Here is an 18556-nt window from a genome sequence, read left to right as displayed (position 1 = left end):
ATCACCCTCTAACTTAAAGACTTGTCTCTTTTTGCAAGCAAATAGTTTTCAATTTTTTCTACTAGCATTTCAGCATCGTATTCAGCATCCCCAGAGCTATTGATCTGGATTGCCCCGTTCTCAATGGTTACGGTGGCACTGTGGTCGTCTGACTTGCTACCGAAGCCGCCAAACTTGGCGCCAATCAGACTATTAGGATTGTTATCATCACCGCTGTATGAAGTGTCAATTTGGTCAGTCTCATCAATGCCAATACCTGCACTGGCACCGTTAAGGCTGCTTAATGCGCCACCAACTTGATTAATCGCGTCGTAAGCCCGATTAAACCCGTTAGCTAGCATGTCACCAGCATTAGATTTACTGATTGCTAGTGGATTAAGCGTTGGCGTCATATCTGATGCAGCAGCAACTACACCTGCAGCCATACTTGCTGAAGCGTTAGCAGCAACATCTGCGTCATGGTTCAGGCCAATCGCCAGGCCCTGGTCTAGCCAGCGACCATACTGGTTGAACAGCTTTGACGGTGAGCCGATGTGGAAGAAACTCTTAGCTGCACCGACTACTTTGCCGGCAACGTTGCTGACAGCACTAACAGCTGAACCGATCATTGACGTGATACCGTTTATAAGGCCTTGAATCAGGTCTTTACCAACGCTTACCAATGCGCTGCCAAAACTTTTGGCTGCATTAACCGCGTTCTGCACACCGTTACGTACCGCACTAACCACATTCTGCATAGCACCCGTGATTGCAGCAACTAGCATTGTGCCTGCCATAATGAACATGGCCACCATCATCATTGCAGCTGCACCTGCTGCTACCATACCGGCAGCAACCATCATCAAAGCAGCGCCAACCACCATTAGGCCAGCACCTAAGATAATGGCTGCTACACCTAGAAGTAAAACACCAACGGCGGCCACCAAAATAAGTGGCGTGGCCACCGCTAGGGCAACTGAAAAGAGCAGCATTCCAACAGCCGCAATCATTGCAACTACCGCAACCAAGGCAATTCCAACACCCATTAAAATCAGACCGACGGCGGCCACCAATGAGAAGGCAGCTAGTAAGGCCACTCCCACACTCAGCAGCATTACCCCGATGGCTGCTACAATTGCAAAGATACCCAAGATCATTAGTCCTGCACCCAACAGTGCGGCACCAACGGCGCCAACTATCATTGCAACGCCTAAAACCACAATTGCGAGTGCCAGACCAATTACTCCGACGGCACCCACGATTGCCGCAATGCCAAACACCGCGATGGCTCCAGCAAGCAAGAGAATATTCAGCGCTGCTTGAGCCCCATAATTTGCTATATTGGGCAATTGCATCCCTAGCAGTGCCAACCCAGCGGTGGCAATAAAGATGGCAGCACCAATTACCAATAGCGCTGCGCCAAAAATTAAAAACCCCGCTGCGCCACTAATAAAGGCTGGTCCTAATAGCTTAACAACAACTGCTAGAGCACCAATTGCCACAATCATTCCAAAGAATACGGCAATGGCAGTGCCGCCACCGCTTGCTAGTGATGTTACGGCCTGGGCTAGTATCCAGAAGCCACTAGCAACTAGCACGACTGCAACACCTACTGCCATTAAGGCTGCACCGAGTTTCATAAATGCTCCTGCACTTTGAAGAATACCACCTGTCTTAGGTACTTCAGGCGTTGGTACTTTAGGCGTTTTCATGCTTTTTAATTTTTTGAAAAAGCCAAAGACACTTGATAATCCCTTGCCAATTGTGCCAATCACTTTGAGCACAGCAAATGCAATAGCTAGATTTTTTATTGCTTCTGCAAGGTTGTTCAAGGTTCCCGGTTTTAGCTCACTCAGTTTGTTAAGCCCCGCAACAACGGCAGTGAAAACCAGACCTTTCGTTCCTGTTTTCAGGATTAAGAAGGCTGCGCCCAGCGCCTTAAGGCTGCCAGGACTTAGTTTGCCGATGACCGTTGCAATCGCACTTATTGCCTTGGCCAATCCCGCAATTGATTTGCCTGAGATTGACCCAATCATGGTGAAGAAGCTAGTGCCACCCGTTCCGGTACTCATGGTATCGGTCAGGTTGCTAGCCGCATCAGCAATTGTTTGAAACATCTTGCCAATTTCGCTACCTGCGCCTGAGCTCTTGAAGCCATCAAAGACATCCATCAAGCCTAGCTTGAACTTGTCAATTATCGGCTTGACGTAGTTGATGGCATTGATAATGCCATCGCCAAAGGCATTCCAGTTTAGGTTTCCCAGACTATCGGTTATGCCCTCAATCGCGCTAATCCCAATTTTGCTAAGCTTCTGAAATTGCGGTTGCAGGCCATTTGCCAAGGTTTCTTTCAAACCGTCCATTGCTTGGCCAACCGTCTTGTATTGTGTGGCCATCTTGGTAAAGTTAGCGTTAGTACCAGTTTTGGCGACCGCACTAAGGAATTCCTGCGTCTTGACCGTACCGGCCTGAACATTTTTGACTAGGTCTTGAGTCGACATGTGCATCGACTTTGCCACGGCTGCCATACCAGCGGGCGTCTGTTCCAGCATCAGCTTGAAATCCTGCCACTGCACCGTTGGTTTAGCTGCCATTTGTGTCGCTTGTTGACTAAGAGTCTTCATCGCCTGCTTAGGATCAGTCGCTGCTGCAGCTAAGCCGCCGAACCCTTTAACCAGCTTGGTGGTGTTTTTAACACCAACTGCTGCTAGCTGACTGTAGGTTGACGACATATCAGAGGCTGAGTAAATCGTGTCCTGGGCAAACTTTTGCATTTCACCCTTAGCAGCTGCAATCTGCGCCGGTGACCGACCCAGTTGATGCATGTTGCCGTCAAACGTCTGCCATGATACGCTCGCTTCGTTCAGTTCGCCCACCATCGACCGAATTCCAGCGGTAGCCGCACTAGCTGCAGAGCTAATCATGCCGCCAAAGGCCGAACCAGCAATAATTTGCTTTAAGCCGACCCCAGCAGAACTGGCACCATTTCTGAGCGAGAGCATGCTGTTGCTACCGCCATTCATTGCATTCTTCAACCGGTTGCCCAGGCCTACGCTGCGCTGCACACCAGCGTTGAACTTATTGAGCGTGTTGCTGAAGGCATCATTGATTTTGAGCGTGCTGCTAATTGTTGCCATTACTTATCCTCCTTACTAAATATGCTTTGAACGCGCCTTACGCTTAGCCTCACGCTCCTGCTTCTCCTCTTCTTTACGCCTAATCTCAATCGCCGCCATCACCAATGCCTTTTCCTTAAGCGATAACTTGGCGTACTGGTGGGGAGTCCAATGGTATTCATTCAGAACGTAGTAGTACAGACTGAAGTCGCCATAGGACTCACTTATTAGTTTTTTGCTTGCTTAACGTAGTTATCAATGTTGTCAATATCAAAGCCCGACAGCTCTTGAATTGCTTGGCCTAGGTCAGTGTATTGACCGGCGTTAAGCATCTTCTTGAGAACGCCTGCTGGATCTGCAATACAGCCCCAGGATTTCTGCAGCTTTTCATTGTTTAGGTCAGGTTGAACTACAGCCGCTGCCATCATCAGGTCCACGACCTTGTTTTGGTCGGTTTCTTGGACCCGCTGGTGGGTCTTCTTGTTGAGGTAACTCGTTGTCGCTTGCTTTTGAATCTCATTAAATTCATTTGCTGACAAGGCCTTAATGACAATAGGAGATTTAAAGCCCTTGATTTTGACCTCCTGAGTTTCTGTTTCCTTTTTGACGTTTTCTGCTAAAAAATCATCCACGTTATAAGCCATTTATTTTTCTCCTTTATAAATCAAAACCAGTAAAAGGTGTAACCAGGTTAACTTGCTCGAAGGTAAAGTCTGATTCCCAGTCCATCACGCCGTCGTCAGCTTCAAAGTCTGCAAACGGTACATCGTCCAGGTTGACCTCGCCGAAATGTAAGGTCTGCGTTCCAGCCCGGCTTGTTGGATCATTGATTGTCATCGTAATCTCAAAGTAGAGGTCCTTGCCGCCGTCGATGTAGGGCAGAGCATACTTAGTCCAGTTGGATGAAATCAGGTAGCCGCCCAGGGTACCGGTCCCTTCCACGGACGTGACCTTCTTGTGCTTCCAGCGGCTACCGAGCGTCTGTACGTCTTCCTTATTTTTCTCCAGCTTGGCGCTAAATTTCTTGCATTCAATCAGCGGGATAACTTTCCCGTTAATCGTGACATATACCTTAGCATCCTTGGTAGAGATGGTGTCACGGCCATTTAAAAAGCTACCTACTGTGCTTACTGTTTCGTCTGCCATTTAAATTCCTCCTAAATTTATTGCACGACCATCGTCATGTAGAGTTTTTCCATCGAGTCCAGCGGTGTCACGGCCAGGTTGACCACAATTGAGTCCCGGTCAATACCTGGCTCCACCGTGATATCGTCCGACTTAAAGTTGTCAATCACATTTGCATCCATGAGTCCCTGCAGGTAACTTACTCGGTTAGCCTTAAAAAGATCCCTACCGGTAGCGTTGTTAGTGACCTTACCGATGAACATGGTATTGAAAGTCTCTTCCGTGTTGGTAACAATGGTGTCCATCGTCCGCACAACGCGGTTCTTGCTGAAGAAGACTGGCTTCTCCTCGGTGACCTTGGTCAAAGAGTTGATATCCTGTTCAATCAGCACGGTCTCGTTGCGCTTGGTCGTAAAGACAATTTGACCCTTCTCCAGGGCTTCGATTGTGCGGTCATTGCTGAATTTCGGAAATGCGCTAATTGCATCCGGGTACTCCACGTAGGTCAGTGACTTGGCCGCATCAGCTGAGCTTGACATACCGGCAAAGAAGCCTGCTGCTACTGTTGCTGGCAATTCTGTACCGTCTCCTAAGACTACGCCGTTGGCCACGGTTGAGATTCCCTCATAGTTGACCTTGTCCTTGATTGCCGGGATCACTCCGCGTACCTTGACGCCGATGTCTTCACGCAAGTGCTTGATTTCGTTAATCAAAATCTGGTGGATTGGGTCATCGAGCTCAAAGCCGGCCGTGGTGGCCACATCGTAGTCCTCGTTCTCTAAAGCATCTCCAAAGAGGTCGGTCATCGGACTTGGTACCGTGGTTCCACCCGTCAGGTTGACGGTAATATCATTTTTCAGCTGTTCCAGCTTTGAACCGGACACATTGGGTTGCTGACCTTTACTGTCATCGCTTTGGCCGCTAGGCTGCGGTGCCAATTCGCCGTTGAGCTTGACCTTGATGTAGTCGTTGTCAAAGAGGTTACCAGGCTTGGTGACGCTGATAATCTGCTGGTCCACCATCTTGGTGCCAAACAGCGTTGATACAGTCACCTTGTCGTCTTCCTTCTTGACGCTTACATGTAACCTGTTGCCCAACGTGCCCGGATATTGGGCGTTAAAGGTCCAGGGTAAGGCTGGGTCAGCATTAGTCGCCGCCTGGCCATCGTTGTTATTTAAAAGCAGCACCGTATTGGCACCCTTGAGTACCTCATGCAGGGTTTGCAGTTCTGGGGCATTGATGTCGTGGCCCAGCTTGGCCTCGAAGTTGGACTCACTGTCTAGCTTGATAATTCCTTTAACGCCCCAGTCAAGCTGTGTGTTGATTGGCAACAGTGTTCGCCCAATCTCGGTGTTGAGCCGCCCGTTGCCCTTGCCAATCACATTGATATAGGCACCTGGCCGGCGTTTATTTTGTGTTTTCCAAACTGTCATTTGAAACTTCCTTTCACTTCTTCGTTTTGTAATTTAATCTCGTCTTTTTCGGGGTAAAAGCGGCCCCAGACCTCGAACTGATAGACCAGAGTGCTGTCCTCCTGCTGGGTTATTTCCTTATTACGCAAGAGCGCATAGTCCTTCAGCTCCAAGAGGCCACTGAGCAGATAGTCCTCCACCCGCTCCATGTCAGTCTTGGGATGCTCCGGGTCAGGAAAGTAAATCACTTGATACTTGTAGCTTCGTGCTTGCCGGTCGAACATCTGACTGGCCACATCAGTCCCGATTTTTTCGATAAAAAAAGACGGTTCTTCAAAACCGCCTGTTTGATTTTCGGTGTAGATGATGGCATCCGGAAAAATCCTGGCTAGTTCATCCGCTATCCGTTCGATAATCGTCACTCGTTCATCAACCTCCTCATGATGTCCCAGATAACCGGAGTGAGCAGCTCCGGCACTTGGTTACTGGTTGCACTTGTCGCCTTCTCCAAGAAATGCTGCCCTGGCACCCAGCTGGCCTTGAGCCGCTTGCCAATTGCCGGCACATATCTGCCCGGCGTCTGCCGGTGACCGTATTCAACGAAGGATGCATATTCCTTGTTGTTTCTGAGCTCAATCGAAATATTTGAACCTGAAAAGAACGGCCCCTTAAGCTGCCAACTCCTGCGCAGGTCACCCGTCGCAACCGGTGTCAGCTCTTGGGCATTGCGCTTGTACTGCTGGCCCAACTGCTTAGTGCTCTTGGTCAGCTCCTGCTTGAGCACACCACCAGCGATGGTCTCGTGGACGTGGTCCGCAAATTCTTGCAGTTCCTTGTCGTCAAAGTCGCCAAATGCTGTCATGCTTTCTCATCCCTCACCATAGCTACTTCTTGATGGCTCACATAGCCAGAATAGCCCTTGCTGGCCCGCTTGTATGTGACTGTCTTGCCATTGACATCGGTCACCACAATCTTGGCCCCGGCTGGAATATCAATCCCAGTACGAATCAATAGCTTGGCATCGTATTCGTCAGTCCCAAAAAAGGACTGCTCACTAGCTTTTAACCCTTTGAGGATAACCTTAGCCGGTTCGTCTCTGATAAGCTCTACGGGCTCATTGTTGACGATGTGGTGGGCATTAGTCACCTTCTTGGTGCCGTAAATGGTTACCTTGTCATTCCACAGCTGAGGTGCTGCCACTGTTAGCTTGTTAAAGACATCAATCATCAGGCAGCCTCCTGAAGTGGTTCAACTCGTTTATGAAGTTGTCTGTTACCGGGTTCAATTGCTGCACTTTAGCGTATAGGTCAACTGGTGAACCGTAGCTAACCGACACGTCGCCTTCACTGATTGAGTTGACCGCATCACCCTTAAGCCAATCGTGAGTCTGAACCTGCCGGATACACATCGCCACGATGGTGGTGTCAATCTCAACCGGCAACTCCTTGACCGGCACGTTAGTGTAATTGGACACCGCTTGGATTACCCTATCCAAGTTGAAGTCAACTACAACGTCATCGACTTCATCACCCAGCAATTGGGTGACCTTATCCTTAATCTCTTTCTTGCGTTCGTCATTCATTGCTACTTCCCACTCTTAGGTGCTGCTGGTGCACTCGGCTTGTCAGCTACAACGAACTGAATGCCAGCTGTCTTAGTGCTGAGCAGCAGCACGTCATCGTAAGACTGCTCGTAGTAGAGGTAGTTGCCGCTAGATGCTGCAGTTGGCGCATCAAAGCCGACGAAGTGGTACTTCTCCGGTGCGACCTGCACGCCGTTATAGATCAGCATCATCTGAATCTGCTTGGCCGAATCAACTAGCTTGGACCCATCCGAGAAGTCGTACTCGGTCTGCATCAGGTCTGACGGAATAACAATGATGTTGACATCGTCGAGGCTATAGACGCTGCGGTCAATCTTGTTCGGGTCCTTCAGCGACAGGGCGCGGTTCATGGCTTCAGCGCGCTTCAGGATTGCATTAATCTTCGGCGTCACATAGAGGAAGCGGTTCTGGTTGGGAATCCGCGCCTCGTCAAAGTCGACCATCATGCTGTCAAAGGCCGTCAGGATGTTCTTTTCGTCTAGCGTATCCGTTGCAATACCCTTGCCGCTGTCCTTGTCATTCTTCTCCTTGAACAGCTTGCTAAACATATAGCGATCCTTCTCCGGCATCTTCTGCTGGATGTTAAACTGCCTCGTGATGTTGGCAATCGACACTACTTGGTTGGTCTCATCAATGTCCGACGGATCAACTAGCGTGCTCCAGTATCTTTCATTCTTCAGCTCGTATGAGTCCCAGTCGTTGGAATAGTTGGCAGCAATCTGGGTAATTTCTCGTCTAGTTCTGTCCTTACGGCCTTCTAAAATATTTAATCTGGGCAGCTTGATGTGTTTAGCACCGTCAAACTGAATCAGGCCATTTGATGGCGAATTCCATAAGTTGCTGGTGTAGAGGTAGCCGTCATAGAACGCCTCCTGTACCGCTTTCTGGTACGCTTCTGCATAATTAACTGTTGGCATTATTTATTATTCTCTCCTTTTTCAAAAACTTCTTTCATGACATCTGCCGGATTAGGGTTAGTGCCACCATTACCACCTTGCGGGTGGTAGGGTTCCCTGTTGCCCTCATCGAACAGATAGCCATCTGACTTTTGCAACGAACTTATCTGGTCATTGAGCCCTGTCAGCTCGCCCTTGTCGTTGAATTTGACCTCGTCGAGGTTCAACAGGGCCTTGGCAGCTTTGGTATTGCGCACCTTAGCCGAGGTCAGAGCAGTATCAACAGCGCTGTTCAGCTTGGTCTGCTCTAGCTCCTTAGCCAGGTTCTCCGTGTCCTGCTTGTACTTGGACTGCAGCTCCTGAAACTTACTTGATAGCTCCTCGTTGTCGCTGGCTTGCCTCTTCAGGCTCCGCAGGTCCTTGTCTCGCTCGCTAATCTGGGCTTGCAAGGATTCGTTAGTCTTACCCAGTTCGTCAGTCTTGGCCTTCATCGCCTCAACATCAGCGCCGTGTAGGCTCATGACCTTGTCAATCTGTTCATCGCTTAAATCTAACTTCTTTAAATCTTCTCTTTTCATTTTGTTTCCTCTCTCGCAATCTTTTACGTGGGGCGACCACATCCAAGGTATAAAAAATAAGCCTTTTTACGCCATGCTCAGGGCAAAATAAAAAGCAGCTGTTTTGCTGCTTTAAACTTACTTCATTAGCTTTAAACTTACTTCATTAATGGAAGCCAATCTCTGACTTCTTTTAATGTCTTGTACAACCTCGTCATATCAGAATTTTCAGATAAATAACGTAAGCCCTCATCTGTTATGGGGCTAGTTCCTAGAATGTTTACTGTCATGTTATTTTGAAAATCTATAGCAAAAGCTTTTTTGTCAACATAACCTTTTTCCATTAAATCTTTCAAGACATTTTTAAATTTATCTGGGTTTACATCGGCCATTATCTTTCCTAGTTGTTCAGGATCAATACCTTCCACATTGTCGTGGCATTCTTTAAAATATTGCAAAGTTTTATAAGTAATAGTTTCATAATCATTTTTATGCATATCTTCATGCTCCTTATGCTGGTTCTGCACTAACAATATCAGAAATGCCTATCTCATCTTCTAAAGTCCCGCCAATGAAAGTAAGCTCAGGCTCATCATCATCTTCATTCAAGATGTCCTCGACAAATATCGTCTTATGTTTACCATTCTTTAAAGTGAACTCGACATTCCTGCCGTAGAAATGCTGATCAATTTCTTTAATCGTCATTTTTTGTGGGTTCATGATTTGTCCTCCTTACTTTAAATAATCTGGCTTCTGAGGTGTGACATGACAGCCCCTCTTACTGTAGCCGATACGTCCTTGCTTAGTTGGATAATAATTGCCATTGATGTCTGCCCATAAGCCTATATAAGAATCATGATTGAACAATATCCTTTGTTTATCCGTATTCTTGCGTTTCTTACCGTATTTGTCAATTAACGCTTGTGTCTCAGTAGGCGAAATCACTAATTCACTTATTGGTCGACTACGCCCTTTATTATAGTTATCAAATTCGGGCGTTCCCTTTACATGTTTATTATACTGCTCTGCATTAAGTTCATTCCAGTCATATTTACCACTTGACACATATCTTTCAGCATTATTAGGTAAATCTTTACTTTTTAATTGAAGATCAATGGCATTCTTCCAAGTTTGGAAGTCCATATCATCAACATAATAGCCTTTGCCCGTTTCAGGGTCCCTTGCCCAGCGTTCTTTGCTATTTGTTAACCCCTCCTTGTATGGCATCGTCGTGCACCTGCAATAGGGGTGGATCAAGGGATAATTGATACCGTCCCTGCGGTCCTTCAGGTCAAAAATCCGACCATCAAGGTGTGCGCATTCTTCGCAGGTATGCGACTCAAGTGTTGCCAGGTACTGGTATTGCTCAATACCCTCTTCCTTGTAAGCATCAGCTGTTGCTGACTCGGCCACATGGCCCATCTCAGTAATAATCAAGCGATGCAGCTGGTAGTCCTCAACATCTTTCAGACGCTGACGCATCATCTCATAGATCTTGTTATGCGAATAACCCAGGACGGTACCCCTTAGCAGGGCATCACCTAGCTCGTTTGGTAAGACCTCTGTGTAATTCTGCCAAATCCTTTTAGAGAAGTTGCTGCCACGCCATGGTTTGTTGACAATTGCCCGCACCTGATAGGCATTGACGTTGGCAAAGTTGCTCGACAATTGCCCACTCTGCATCTGCGTATTGTAGACGGTGTGCATGTATGTATCCTGGTACTGGTTCGACAAACCTTGCTGTAAATGATTGCTTTCATCCTCAGCGTATTGCGCCATTAACTGAGTTAGCTGCTCGTTGATGTTTTCGAGTCTCGATAACCGACTGCGGAAGTATTCCGCATTCAACTCCTTGTCGTATCCACCCGCCTTCGCCTTGGCTTCAAACTCCTTGAGAGTCATGTGCCAGTCACGGGTTCCGATGGTCTGCAAAATCTTACGGGCTTCCTGGATGTCAATCTCCTGGTTAGCAGCATAGCGCTTGAGCCAATGGTCAACTTCCTTTTCCAGTGCCTGCTCGGCCTCCTTTAGCCTCGCCCGCATCGCAGCCTCATACTGGGCCGCATTAGTCAGTTGCTGGTCCTTTTCTTGCAAAAACCGCCGCTGCCAGTAATTAAGCTTCGCCATCGTCATCATCGCCGTTCAGGCCGTCAGGTTGACCATACTGATCGCTGCGGTCCTTCAAGTCCTGCTGCTGGTCTTGCAATTCTTCTTGCCAATCCTCCACAATTGGGTTGGCCTTGGCTATTGCTTCTTTACTGGTCCAGTTAGCCAGCTGACTGACCACCTGTGCCCGTTCCACGTCGTTTTGAATAGCCGTCCTGGTCCAGGTCTGGTTAATCCGCCGGCTGTCTGCATCTAATACGCCCAGCCAACGCATGATTGCCCGAACCAACTCGGTTAATGCATCCCTGAAGTAGGCCTCCGTCTTGGCTGCCTTGAGCTCCAGGTGCGAATACAGCATCTTAATGGCTGTACCGGTGGCGTTATTGGTCTCGAAGTCGGTTGGATCGATGCCTTGGGCATGGACAAAGATGTTTGTCTTGGTCGTCTCCAGCATTGAGTTGCGGGCCTCGGTCGGGATGTCAATCGTCAACTGGTCTACGCCCGAGTTATCGCCTGCACCCATGCTCCTAATCTTGATGGCCTTCTTGTTTTTGAGTTTTTCCAAGAAATCATCTAGGTTCTGACCTTCGTAATTCTTCAGGATTAGAATGACTTGCTGAATATCATCCAGGTCGTTGGCATAGCCATTGAAGACCTTGTCGTAGACGTCAATCAGACCCTTGTACTTGAACAGGTCCGGCTGCATTTCCTTGTTCTTGGGAAACGCAATAAACGGAATCCGGCCCAGGTTGTGTTTGTAAACGTTGGATTGACCGGTCTCCATGTTAGTCGTCATGTCATAGATGGTAAAGCGGTCATCAATCGCTTGCAGGTTAGCGTATTCTGAGTCACTTCCTTTTGACTTGTAGGTGTAGCACGCCTGGTCGTCCCAATATTCGTGTACCCAGTAGTTCTTGGCTGTTTCTGGGTCGAGTTCTAGGTAGGACCGCCGCAACGCTACCAGCTTGCGGTTGAGTTCGGTCGAATAAATCGGCACAATCTGACTAGGCGGCACCAACGCATACCTAAATTGGCCATCCTCGTCAATCCAGTAGTGCACCCAGGCAACCCCCGCATTGGCTGCATCCACGACCAGCTCATTGAGCCGCAGGGCAAAGTTATCGCCCAGCGTGTCCTTAATCCGCACGTTAAGCTTATCGTCGCCCACGTCAATCGACGGTGGTTTGGTTGCCAGATAACCTGCCTCCTGGTCCACTAATAACTGATGAAAGTTCGAACTTACCCGGTTGTTGGCTCGCCGCAGCGGGTTTTTCTTGGCTTTACCTTCATCATCTTCCTTGGTCTTGGACTCGCCGTTGTTGACCCTGGTAATGTCATTCTCATTTTTATAATAATGCTGCGAGGTCTGATACTTCTTGTCGAACGCCATGCGTTGGCCTTCGGTATCCTTCAACAGCTTCTTCATTGCTGTTATGTCCACTCAACAAAACCTCCTCTCCGAATCAAACTTTCTAGGGCATACCTAGTGGCGTCCATCGTGTGGTCGTTGCCATCCGGGTAGCCCGACTTGTAATTGCCGTTCAGGTCAATGTCGAACTCGTAGCTCGTGAACTCACGCCAGGCATCAGGACACCGCACGGGGTCAATCACAATCTCGCGCAGGTCTTCCAGCCACTTGTAGCCGTGGTCACGGGAACCTGGTCCCTTGATCGCGCCGTAGATGTTCAGGCCCTGGTCGCCGTATTCAGCAATCATGTCGGGGGAGGCCGAGTCCGCAGTCACCGGTTCGTTGTGCGGGTTGCGCTGCTTAATCATTGCGACCGCATCACGCACCTTCAGGCCCACCTGTTCAAACTCGTCGAAAATAAAAATTCGGCGTCTGGCCGAATCCCAATAAATCTTCACGTAAGCCGTCGGGTCTTTCGCAAAACCAAAGTCCAAACCGTGGTACACCTTGTCAAAGGTAGCAATCTCCTCGTCCGTAATCTCGCGGGTGGTGATATTGTTGAATACTTCTGCGCCAGTCCCTGTGACCTCGCCTAGGTACTCATGTCTGTATGCCTTCTCGTTGTCTCTTTGTAGCTGCTTGGCATCTGCTAAAAACTCAATTCCAAGCCATGACTTCGGTACTGCCCGATAGTCTGATAGGTTGACTAATGTGTCGTCTCGCATCTGCTCTTTATCAACTGCCTGATTCACCCAATTAGACTGCCTTGCCGGCGGGTTGTACGAATAAAAGGTAATGATCCCGGAGCCACCACGACCAAGAGATTGGTTGATCGACCGTATCTCTTCCATCCCCTTAAACTCGGTCACCTCTTCGAAATGCTTGAACTTCGTGTAACCTTGCCTGAACGTCTGCGACTTAATCTTGCGTGGGTCATCTGCACCCTTAAACCGGATTTGTTGGCCCGTTGGCTTAAACGTCAGCTGCATTGGACTCACTGACGACTGCCAGTATTCATCAACGTGCAGCAGGTCAATTGCCCACAGATATTGCTCATAAACTGAATCCCGCAGGGTATTAGCCACCTTACGCAAAACAATGGCGTTAGCGTCCTTATCCTGCATTACTCCCAGCACAATCATCAGCGAAATAAAAGAGGACTTGGTACTACCACGTCCTCCCTTGAGCCAATAATTGGCATGTTTGCGATTGTGAATATCCCAAAACAGTCCATAGAATGCTGGCGAAATGTTCTGTTTAAGACTTACTTGCATTGCTGCCCTCCTTTGGGATGTCGAAATTAATGTTGACTGATGTATCCTTGTCAGTCGCTTCGTCCTTGAGCCACTCCAGTAGCTTGTCACGTGCCTTAGTCTTGTCAAACAACTCAATGGTTGCGCCGTCTTTGCCCTTGGTTATCTTCTTGATTACGGACGTGTCAACTTTAGACTTATCCTTGAAATAAAGAAAACTGTGGTGGATAATAACGGGCTTTCCGTCTGCATCAGTCACAGTTTCTTCTGTTTCTCTATCTTTTAATTCTTCCGGCCAGCTGCCAAACTCCAAATAATCGCCAATGTCTGCCTTGGCCTCTTTAACGACATCCTTAATCAGGTCAAATGGTTCAATCGCCAGTTCTTTTAGTCGGGCCTCACGGATGCGCTTGACTTCTTCTTGAATCCTAGCATTTCCTAGCAGCCTGGGCCCATTAACTGTTGCAACCTTATAGTCAGCATCATAGACATTGATGTAAGCCTGCGTTGCGTTGTAAATCCTTAGATACTCAAGGACAAACTCCTTTTGCTTGTCTGATAATTCGCTATTATTTAGCTCTGCAATAGCCTTCTCAGTTGGCGTATTTGTGTGCACATCTTTCGAAATGATGTGCACATCTTTTTTAGTCCCTTTTCGCTTCCACTTGTAGCGGGTCTTCCATGACCTGACCGTATTAATCGACACACTGTACTTTTCAGCAATGTCTTTGTACTTCATACCTAGCACATAGTCATGCTCTGCAGCTATTCGTCTCTCTGCATCAGTCACATCATTTCACCACCTCCTGATTTTTGCGCATAAAAATAGCACTCATGTGAGTGCATGGCTTCAAGCACGAGATTTTATAAAACGAGAATTAGATATTTGCTGATTACAATTATCAACTATCTTACAAATAAGGAACTCTATATCCTTTAGAATAATATATGTCTGCCTAGTTGAGTTATCTTTACTTAATTTGCATAAATATCTTTTTAATTCTCTATAATAACAATTAATTTTATCCATATCTTTCTGCGAATCATTATAATCTTTCGATAAAAAATTTGCTTTGATATTTTCTATATCGTTTATATTACTTTTTAATGTTGCAAGGAGTTCAATTTTATTGACATTAATCAAAGAATCAAACCCTTCGCCACTTCTAATATAATTATCTATTGAAAAACTATATTTGTTAGCTTCATAAATAATATTATTGAAGCACTTATATTCCTTTTCAAGAACCCACTGATCTTTGCTATCCATAGCTAAAAATAGTGGGAAAAAATAAGAAATAGCAAGTGACCAATATGCGAATGTAATACTCCAGTTTTCAAACTTCTTACTAGAAAGGAGAAAACCAGTTGCAAAAATCACTACAAATACAAAACCCATTAAAAACTTTGAGGGCCTAGAAAACTTATTATTCATATGAAAATATCCTCTATTCTTTCTATATACTCAATTATAGCAATTTATTCTATTTTAAAAAAAGTTATACTCATGCAATATTTTAAGCTTAGACTATATCCAAATTTATATTATGTCTATTGCGGCAGCAGGAATCGAACCTGCTAAGATACCAGTGCCGCAGCCTCTATCATATAAATTGTTCTAAATTGTATGAAAGGAGGAATAGTTTAGCGTCGTTGCGGACGTAATAGCCATTAGGAATCATCCTAGTCTTTCGACACTATCATAGTAGCACGTAACCTCTCCGCTTGAGCATCGCTCTTTTTCCGCTTAATGACCGCTTTTTCAAGCTTCATTTTGCTATTTCTTCATTCTCAAACACGCGCAGATCATCCAGGGATGCACCCTCGGTTTTGCGCCAGTAATCCAAACGCTCGGCAAACTCCACACACGCTTCATTTTTTAACTCATTAAGCCTGGTGCTTTGATAGCCTAGTCTTGCGCCAATTTCGTCATTTGTCTTTTTCTGAATGAAATATAGGTAAAGTATAATATTGTTTGGATTACTGCAACTACTAATCGCATGGTCAACGGCTGCCACACACAGTTGCGCATCAATGTTAACCGCCATCCGCTCGTCTATATGATTGGCTCCATCGTTTACCATGATACCCGTTGCATCCAGTGTTGGACTCGAGATGTCGGACAGATGTTTGTTGGCCAGGTTTAAATAGTGCTTGAAGTCGTCGGCAAAGAAATCCTTAACCTTTTGCGCTGTCGCAATCCTATTCAGTTTTGCTTTTTCAAAAAGACTCAATGCTACAACTCCAATCATTTTCAACCTACTTAGCCTGCTTCGTCTGCTTCGTAAAGACTTCTCTGTCATCGCCAAGAATCATGTACTGGTCGCCATCGGCTAAGTCACCCCAATGATATTTTTGGGAGATAAACTCATCATCTACCTCTCTAATTCTACGTTTTGCAACAATTGTATTTTTGGCATTTATGTCCCAATGCTTGAGATTGTCTAGCGATGATAAATACACATTATTAAATTTATACTTAAACGGATACTTCACTTCTAAACCATGCTTTTTAGCTATCCTAGAAATTATTACTCTAGAAAAGCTTGTTTTTTTAGCTATTTCTCTGAATGAATATCCATCCTTAATCAAATTAACTATTTCTAGTTCATCATCTGGTGGTATTTTCTTCAATTTAACAGCTTTTTTAGATTTACGTTTCTTGACCTTTTTTACCCCGAGCTTTTTATGCAACTCTACTAGCATTGGATTATCGTCAGAAACAGCAGCAGTCCCACACTTATTTTCAAGTGCGTGTAATTCTTTCCAAGGGAAACTCATGACTCTCTCCTTTCTAGCAACTTAAATTTATTTATTAGTACCTTAATTCGTCTAGGCTAATATCTAATGCAGTCGCAATCTTACAAATTTTCCCAAATGTGGGCTCTTGGCCAGCATATTTATATTTTTTTAGTGTTTCATAATTTACACCTGATTCTTTTGCGAGTCTTACTAAAGTCCAATGTTTAATATTTAAATGCTTTTGTATCTTTAACCACAACATTTTTTACCTTTCGTGTATAATAATACATATATGTAATCTTTGCTTTTTGGAGAATTATATGGATCCTAATGATTTTTATAGTCAATTACCTCAACGTACACTGGAATATCTATTTAACCCAACAGCTAAAAATATTGGTGACACCTTAGGTGGTATTTCTGAATTATTATTATCACCGGTAAACATAGGAACAACATGGGCTAACGCACATATAAGAAAATTTAAGCAGTCAATTATTGATAACGTAAATAAAATTCCTGAAGAAAATAGGGATCCTTCTAAACTAAACCTAGCCATAAAAACCATAGAGGATTCGAAATATCAAATAAGTGATGATAATCTAAGACAAATGTTTGCTACTTTGATTTCGTCTTCCTTAGATAAAACCCGAAATCAATATTTATCTCCTAGATTTTCAACAGTTTTAAGCCAATTTAGTCCAGAAGATGCCAAATTTTTAAAAGAAATTGCGGTTGATAGTTCTGATAAACCAGCTTATCGCTTTCGTATTGATTTGGGTCCTGGTAAAGGTGAAGCAACCTTAAATGATCATCATATAGCTACAAATTTCGATAAGGGCGACGATTATGTAGCGATAAATTATGCTTGCAATGAACTTGCCCTAGATAATTTAGTTGCATCAAATATTATTAACGTTAAAAATGGCGAATGGCAAATCAAAGATAATGAATTTTTTGACTATCTTTTAAATTCTTCAGATTTTATTTCCACTAAAAAAGCTATTGAAAAAGAATATCTAAAATTACATAACAATAAAAATTTTACAGTTGATATTGAAAAAGATTGTATTAAATTTACTACATTTGGAAAAAGATTTATTGATGCAATCATTACTTAATCGTCTATTTTATATATCCTTCCTAATTATTTCTACCATTCTGCCGTAATCTCGACCCGTGGCTTCTCTGCGTACCACTTCTCAACGTGCAAACACACGACCTGTTTGTCATCCCTGTACAGGCCTTCATGCACGCATTCTGCTTTGTGCAGCGCGTGGTTCAGCTTCATCTTGGGATTAAGCCCATCCAGGATAATCTTGGCGATGTTGTCGCTATCAGGCTTCTTACTTGGCCTTTCATCCCCATTCAAGCAACCCTGCTTGCGCTTCTTCGAGTAAGACTTTGGAATCGGGAAAAATGCTTTGATACTCAACGCCATATCCTTGGATATTGGCTTTTTTATTTTGCCCTTGGACCTGGCCGCCATCGCACAGTAGCGGACCATATCCTCGTACTGGTGCGTTTTGCTGGGCGTATATGTTCTGACTACCTTGCCGCGAGTGAACCGCGGTCTGGCCTTACCCTGTGGTTCTCCCGGAACCGTGAATTCTATCTTATTTTCCATTCACGACTCCTTAGAACGGCAGGTCATCGTCCGTTACTTCAATTGAGCCGCCCTGGCTCTTGAATGGATCCTGCCGACTACTGCTGCTTGAGCCACCACTAGTGGCGTTATTACTAGCCCCACTAGAGTTATAATTTCCAGCTCTATTGTTATCGTAACTGGTATTATTGTTATTTCCTGCCTCGCGGTCCTTCTTCGACTCAAGTAGCGCAAAGTTATCAGCAACAACTTCCGTGACGTACACGCGTTTGCCGTCTTTGTCGTCGTATGTCCTGGTCTGAATGCGGCCATCAATCCCCACAAGCGACCCCTTAGACGTAAAGTTGCAGAAGTTCTCCGCGGCCTTGCGCCAAATGACACAGCTGATAAAATCAGCTCCGCGTTCGCCTTGAGCGTTGGTGAATTGGCGACCAACAGCAAGTGTAAACACTGCAACCGAGATTCCACTGCTTGTCACCTTGAGCTCCGGGTCACGTGTAAGCCGCCCGGTTAAAACTGTCCTATTAATCATTCTGCATCCAACTTTCTCCATTCACGTCAATTCTTTTTCTCTTGGGATTATCGATGAACGCTAATAGCTTGTCGTAATCCTCCTTGCTGCAGTAGCGGTCAACCATAGCCCCAGCTTTGTCGTCATAAATCAGGTACCAATAGTCTTCACTCGTATTGAGGCTTAACTCAAAATAGTCATCTTCGTGGATTACTCTTCCGTCTGATAAAGTAATTTTCATT

The 18556-nt window shown here is 45.7% G+C and carries 24 protein-coding genes; 1 reads left to right on the top strand and 23 read right to left on the bottom strand.

Annotation, left to right across the window (positions count from 1 at the left end; all coding sequences use genetic code 11):
• Positions 1-8 precede the first annotated feature (8 nt).
• The 20 genes from AC2JF6_RS03785 to AC2JF6_RS03690 form a co-directional block, all read right to left on the bottom strand.
• Positions 9-3116, bottom strand: coding sequence for a tape measure protein (locus AC2JF6_RS03785; protein WP_500729444.1), 3108 nt, complete (start codon positions 3114-3116; stop codon positions 9-11).
• Positions 3117-3322: 206 nt separating this feature from the next.
• Entirely contained in the window at positions 3323-3739 is a 417-nt protein-coding gene (locus AC2JF6_RS03780; protein ID WP_500729443.1) for a phage tail assembly chaperone, read from the bottom strand.
• A 13-nt stretch (positions 3740-3752) separates the two neighbouring features.
• Positions 3753-4241, bottom strand: coding sequence for a phage tail tube protein (locus tag AC2JF6_RS03775; protein WP_483562390.1), 489 nt, complete (start codon positions 4239-4241; stop codon positions 3753-3755).
• 17 nt (positions 4242-4258) lie between these two features.
• Positions 4259-5653 carry a phage tail sheath family protein gene (locus AC2JF6_RS03770; RefSeq protein WP_500729442.1) on the bottom strand — a complete coding sequence of 465 codons (1395 nt, stop codon included), beginning with the start codon at positions 5651-5653 and terminating at the stop codon, positions 4259-4261.
• Positions 5650-6054 (bottom strand): phage tail terminator family protein, encoded by a 405-nt coding sequence (locus AC2JF6_RS03765; protein ID WP_500729441.1) that lies wholly within the window; start codon positions 6052-6054, stop codon positions 5650-5652. Before AC2JF6_RS03765 ends, AC2JF6_RS03770 begins: the two co-directional genes overlap by 4 nt.
• Entirely contained in the window at positions 6051-6494 is a 444-nt protein-coding gene (locus tag AC2JF6_RS03760) for an HK97 gp10 family phage protein (protein WP_500729440.1), read from the bottom strand. Before AC2JF6_RS03760 ends, AC2JF6_RS03765 begins: the two co-directional genes overlap by 4 nt.
• On the bottom strand, positions 6491-6856 hold the full coding sequence (locus AC2JF6_RS03755; protein WP_500729519.1) for a hypothetical protein: 366 nt from the start codon (positions 6854-6856) through the stop codon (positions 6491-6493). Before AC2JF6_RS03755 ends, AC2JF6_RS03760 begins: the two co-directional genes overlap by 4 nt.
• A complete protein-coding gene (locus AC2JF6_RS03750; protein ID WP_500729439.1) occupies positions 6852-7214 on the bottom strand; it encodes a head-tail connector protein in 363 nt (120 codons plus the stop codon). Before AC2JF6_RS03750 ends, AC2JF6_RS03755 begins: the two co-directional genes overlap by 5 nt.
• A gap of 2 nt (positions 7215-7216) precedes the next feature.
• Positions 7217-8152 carry a capsid protein gene (locus AC2JF6_RS03745; RefSeq protein ID WP_500729438.1) on the bottom strand — a complete coding sequence of 312 codons (936 nt, stop codon included), beginning with the start codon at positions 8150-8152 and terminating at the stop codon, positions 7217-7219.
• On the bottom strand, positions 8152-8709 hold the full coding sequence (locus AC2JF6_RS03740) for a phage scaffolding protein (protein WP_500729437.1): 558 nt from the start codon (positions 8707-8709) through the stop codon (positions 8152-8154). The genes AC2JF6_RS03745 and AC2JF6_RS03740 overlap by 1 nt, the downstream gene beginning before the upstream one ends.
• Before the next feature lie 137 nt (positions 8710-8846).
• Complete coding sequence (locus tag AC2JF6_RS03735; protein ID WP_500729436.1) at positions 8847-9185, bottom strand: YjcQ family protein; 339 nt, start codon at positions 9183-9185, stop codon at positions 8847-8849.
• Between the two features lie 13 nt (positions 9186-9198).
• A complete protein-coding gene (locus AC2JF6_RS03730; RefSeq protein ID WP_500729435.1) occupies positions 9199-9408 on the bottom strand; it encodes a hypothetical protein in 210 nt (69 codons plus the stop codon).
• Positions 9409-9420: 12 nt separating this feature from the next.
• Positions 9421-10815 carry a minor capsid protein gene (locus AC2JF6_RS03725; protein ID WP_500729434.1) on the bottom strand — a complete coding sequence of 465 codons (1395 nt, stop codon included), beginning with the start codon at positions 10813-10815 and terminating at the stop codon, positions 9421-9423.
• Complete coding sequence (locus AC2JF6_RS03720) at positions 10802-12235, bottom strand: phage portal protein (RefSeq protein WP_500729432.1); 1434 nt, start codon at positions 12233-12235, stop codon at positions 10802-10804. Before AC2JF6_RS03720 ends, AC2JF6_RS03725 begins: the two co-directional genes overlap by 14 nt.
• Positions 12226-13476, bottom strand: a complete 1251-nt coding sequence (locus AC2JF6_RS03715) for a PBSX family phage terminase large subunit (protein WP_500729431.1) — start codon at positions 13474-13476, stop codon at positions 12226-12228. Before AC2JF6_RS03715 ends, AC2JF6_RS03720 begins: the two co-directional genes overlap by 10 nt.
• Entirely contained in the window at positions 13460-14245 is a 786-nt protein-coding gene (locus AC2JF6_RS03710; RefSeq protein ID WP_500729430.1) for a terminase small subunit, read from the bottom strand. The genes AC2JF6_RS03715 and AC2JF6_RS03710 overlap by 17 nt, the downstream gene beginning before the upstream one ends.
• A gap of 60 nt (positions 14246-14305) precedes the next feature.
• Positions 14306-14890 carry a hypothetical protein gene (locus AC2JF6_RS03705; protein WP_500729429.1) on the bottom strand — a complete coding sequence of 195 codons (585 nt, stop codon included), beginning with the start codon at positions 14888-14890 and terminating at the stop codon, positions 14306-14308.
• A gap of 334 nt (positions 14891-15224) precedes the next feature.
• Complete coding sequence (locus AC2JF6_RS03700) at positions 15225-15707, bottom strand: ArpU family phage packaging/lysis transcriptional regulator (RefSeq protein ID WP_500729428.1); 483 nt, start codon at positions 15705-15707, stop codon at positions 15225-15227.
• A gap of 7 nt (positions 15708-15714) precedes the next feature.
• The gene (locus AC2JF6_RS03695) at positions 15715-16236 is read right to left on the bottom strand and encodes a hypothetical protein (protein WP_500729427.1); all 522 of its coding nucleotides are present in this window, start codon (positions 16234-16236) and stop codon (positions 15715-15717) included.
• Positions 16237-16270: 34 nt separating this feature from the next.
• Positions 16271-16459, bottom strand: a complete 189-nt coding sequence (locus AC2JF6_RS03690; RefSeq protein WP_500729426.1) for a helix-turn-helix domain-containing protein — start codon at positions 16457-16459, stop codon at positions 16271-16273.
• Positions 16460-16517: 58 nt separating this feature from the next.
• Between AC2JF6_RS03690 and AC2JF6_RS03685 the strand changes: the two genes are divergently transcribed.
• Complete coding sequence (locus AC2JF6_RS03685; RefSeq protein ID WP_500729425.1) at positions 16518-17318, top strand: DUF4393 domain-containing protein; 801 nt, start codon at positions 16518-16520, stop codon at positions 17316-17318.
• 32 nt (positions 17319-17350) lie between these two features.
• On the opposite strand, the gene AC2JF6_RS03680 is transcribed toward AC2JF6_RS03685, so the two are convergent.
• The 3 genes from AC2JF6_RS03680 to AC2JF6_RS03670 are packed head-to-tail and all read right to left on the bottom strand — an operon-like array spanning position 17351 to position 18555.
• Positions 17351-17824, bottom strand: coding sequence for a RusA family crossover junction endodeoxyribonuclease (locus AC2JF6_RS03680; protein WP_500729424.1), 474 nt, complete (start codon positions 17822-17824; stop codon positions 17351-17353).
• Positions 17825-17834: 10 nt separating this feature from the next.
• On the bottom strand, positions 17835-18335 hold the full coding sequence (gene ssb, locus AC2JF6_RS03675) for a single-stranded DNA-binding protein (RefSeq protein ID WP_500729423.1): 501 nt from the start codon (positions 18333-18335) through the stop codon (positions 17835-17837).
• On the bottom strand, positions 18328-18555 hold the full coding sequence (locus tag AC2JF6_RS03670) for a hypothetical protein (protein ID WP_500729422.1): 228 nt from the start codon (positions 18553-18555) through the stop codon (positions 18328-18330). The genes ssb and AC2JF6_RS03670 overlap by 8 nt, the downstream gene beginning before the upstream one ends.
• Between the last annotated feature and the right edge of the window lies 1 nt (position 18556).

The organism is Lactobacillus sp. XV13L, assembly GCF_059900875.1.
The sequence above is the reverse complement of the archived record's forward strand: the minus strand, read 5'-3'. Positions and strand labels throughout refer to the sequence as shown.

Bases quoted from the DNA above. Each gene is read 5' to 3' on its own strand.
- AC2JF6_RS03785 (WP_500729444.1), bottom strand. From the start codon at position 3,116: ATGGCAACAATTAGCAGCACGCTCAAAATCAATGATGCCTTCAGCAAC.
- AC2JF6_RS03780 (WP_500729443.1), bottom strand. From the start codon at position 3,739: ATGGCTTATAACGTGGATGATTTTTTAGCAGAAAACGTCAAAAAGGAA.
- AC2JF6_RS03775 (WP_483562390.1), bottom strand. From the start codon at position 4,241: ATGGCAGACGAAACAGTAAGCACAGTAGGTAGCTTTTTAAATGGCCGT.
- AC2JF6_RS03770 (WP_500729442.1), bottom strand. From the start codon at position 5,653: ATGACAGTTTGGAAAACACAAAATAAACGCCGGCCAGGTGCCTATATC.
- AC2JF6_RS03760 (WP_500729440.1), bottom strand. From the start codon at position 6,494: ATGACAGCATTTGGCGACTTTGACGACAAGGAACTGCAAGAATTTGCG.
- AC2JF6_RS03750 (WP_500729439.1), bottom strand. From the start codon at position 7,214: ATGAATGACGAACGCAAGAAAGAGATTAAGGATAAGGTCACCCAATTG.
- AC2JF6_RS03745 (WP_500729438.1), bottom strand. From the start codon at position 8,152: ATGCCAACAGTTAATTATGCAGAAGCGTACCAGAAAGCGGTACAGGAG.
- AC2JF6_RS03740 (WP_500729437.1), bottom strand. From the start codon at position 8,709: ATGAAAAGAGAAGATTTAAAGAAGTTAGATTTAAGCGATGAACAGATT.
- AC2JF6_RS03735 (WP_500729436.1), bottom strand. From the start codon at position 9,185: ATGCATAAAAATGATTATGAAACTATTACTTATAAAACTTTGCAATAT.
- AC2JF6_RS03730 (WP_500729435.1), bottom strand. From the start codon at position 9,408: ATGAACCCACAAAAAATGACGATTAAAGAAATTGATCAGCATTTCTAC.
- AC2JF6_RS03725 (WP_500729434.1), bottom strand. From the start codon at position 10,815: ATGGCGAAGCTTAATTACTGGCAGCGGCGGTTTTTGCAAGAAAAGGAC.
- AC2JF6_RS03715 (WP_500729431.1), bottom strand. From the start codon at position 13,476: ATGCAAGTAAGTCTTAAACAGAACATTTCGCCAGCATTCTATGGACTG.
- AC2JF6_RS03705 (WP_500729429.1), bottom strand. From the start codon at position 14,890: ATGAATAATAAGTTTTCTAGGCCCTCAAAGTTTTTAATGGGTTTTGTA.
- AC2JF6_RS03700 (WP_500729428.1), bottom strand. From the start codon at position 15,707: ATGATTGGAGTTGTAGCATTGAGTCTTTTTGAAAAAGCAAAACTGAAT.
- AC2JF6_RS03695 (WP_500729427.1), bottom strand. From the start codon at position 16,236: ATGAGTTTCCCTTGGAAAGAATTACACGCACTTGAAAATAAGTGTGGG.
- AC2JF6_RS03690 (WP_500729426.1), bottom strand. From the start codon at position 16,459: ATGTTGTGGTTAAAGATACAAAAGCATTTAAATATTAAACATTGGACT.
- AC2JF6_RS03685 (WP_500729425.1), top strand. From the start codon at position 16,518: ATGGATCCTAATGATTTTTATAGTCAATTACCTCAACGTACACTGGAA.
- AC2JF6_RS03680 (WP_500729424.1), bottom strand. From the start codon at position 17,824: ATGGAAAATAAGATAGAATTCACGGTTCCGGGAGAACCACAGGGTAAG.
- ssb (WP_500729423.1), bottom strand. From the start codon at position 18,335: ATGATTAATAGGACAGTTTTAACCGGGCGGCTTACACGTGACCCGGAG.
- AC2JF6_RS03670 (WP_500729422.1), bottom strand. From the start codon at position 18,555: ATGAAAATTACTTTATCAGACGGAAGAGTAATCCACGAAGATGACTAT.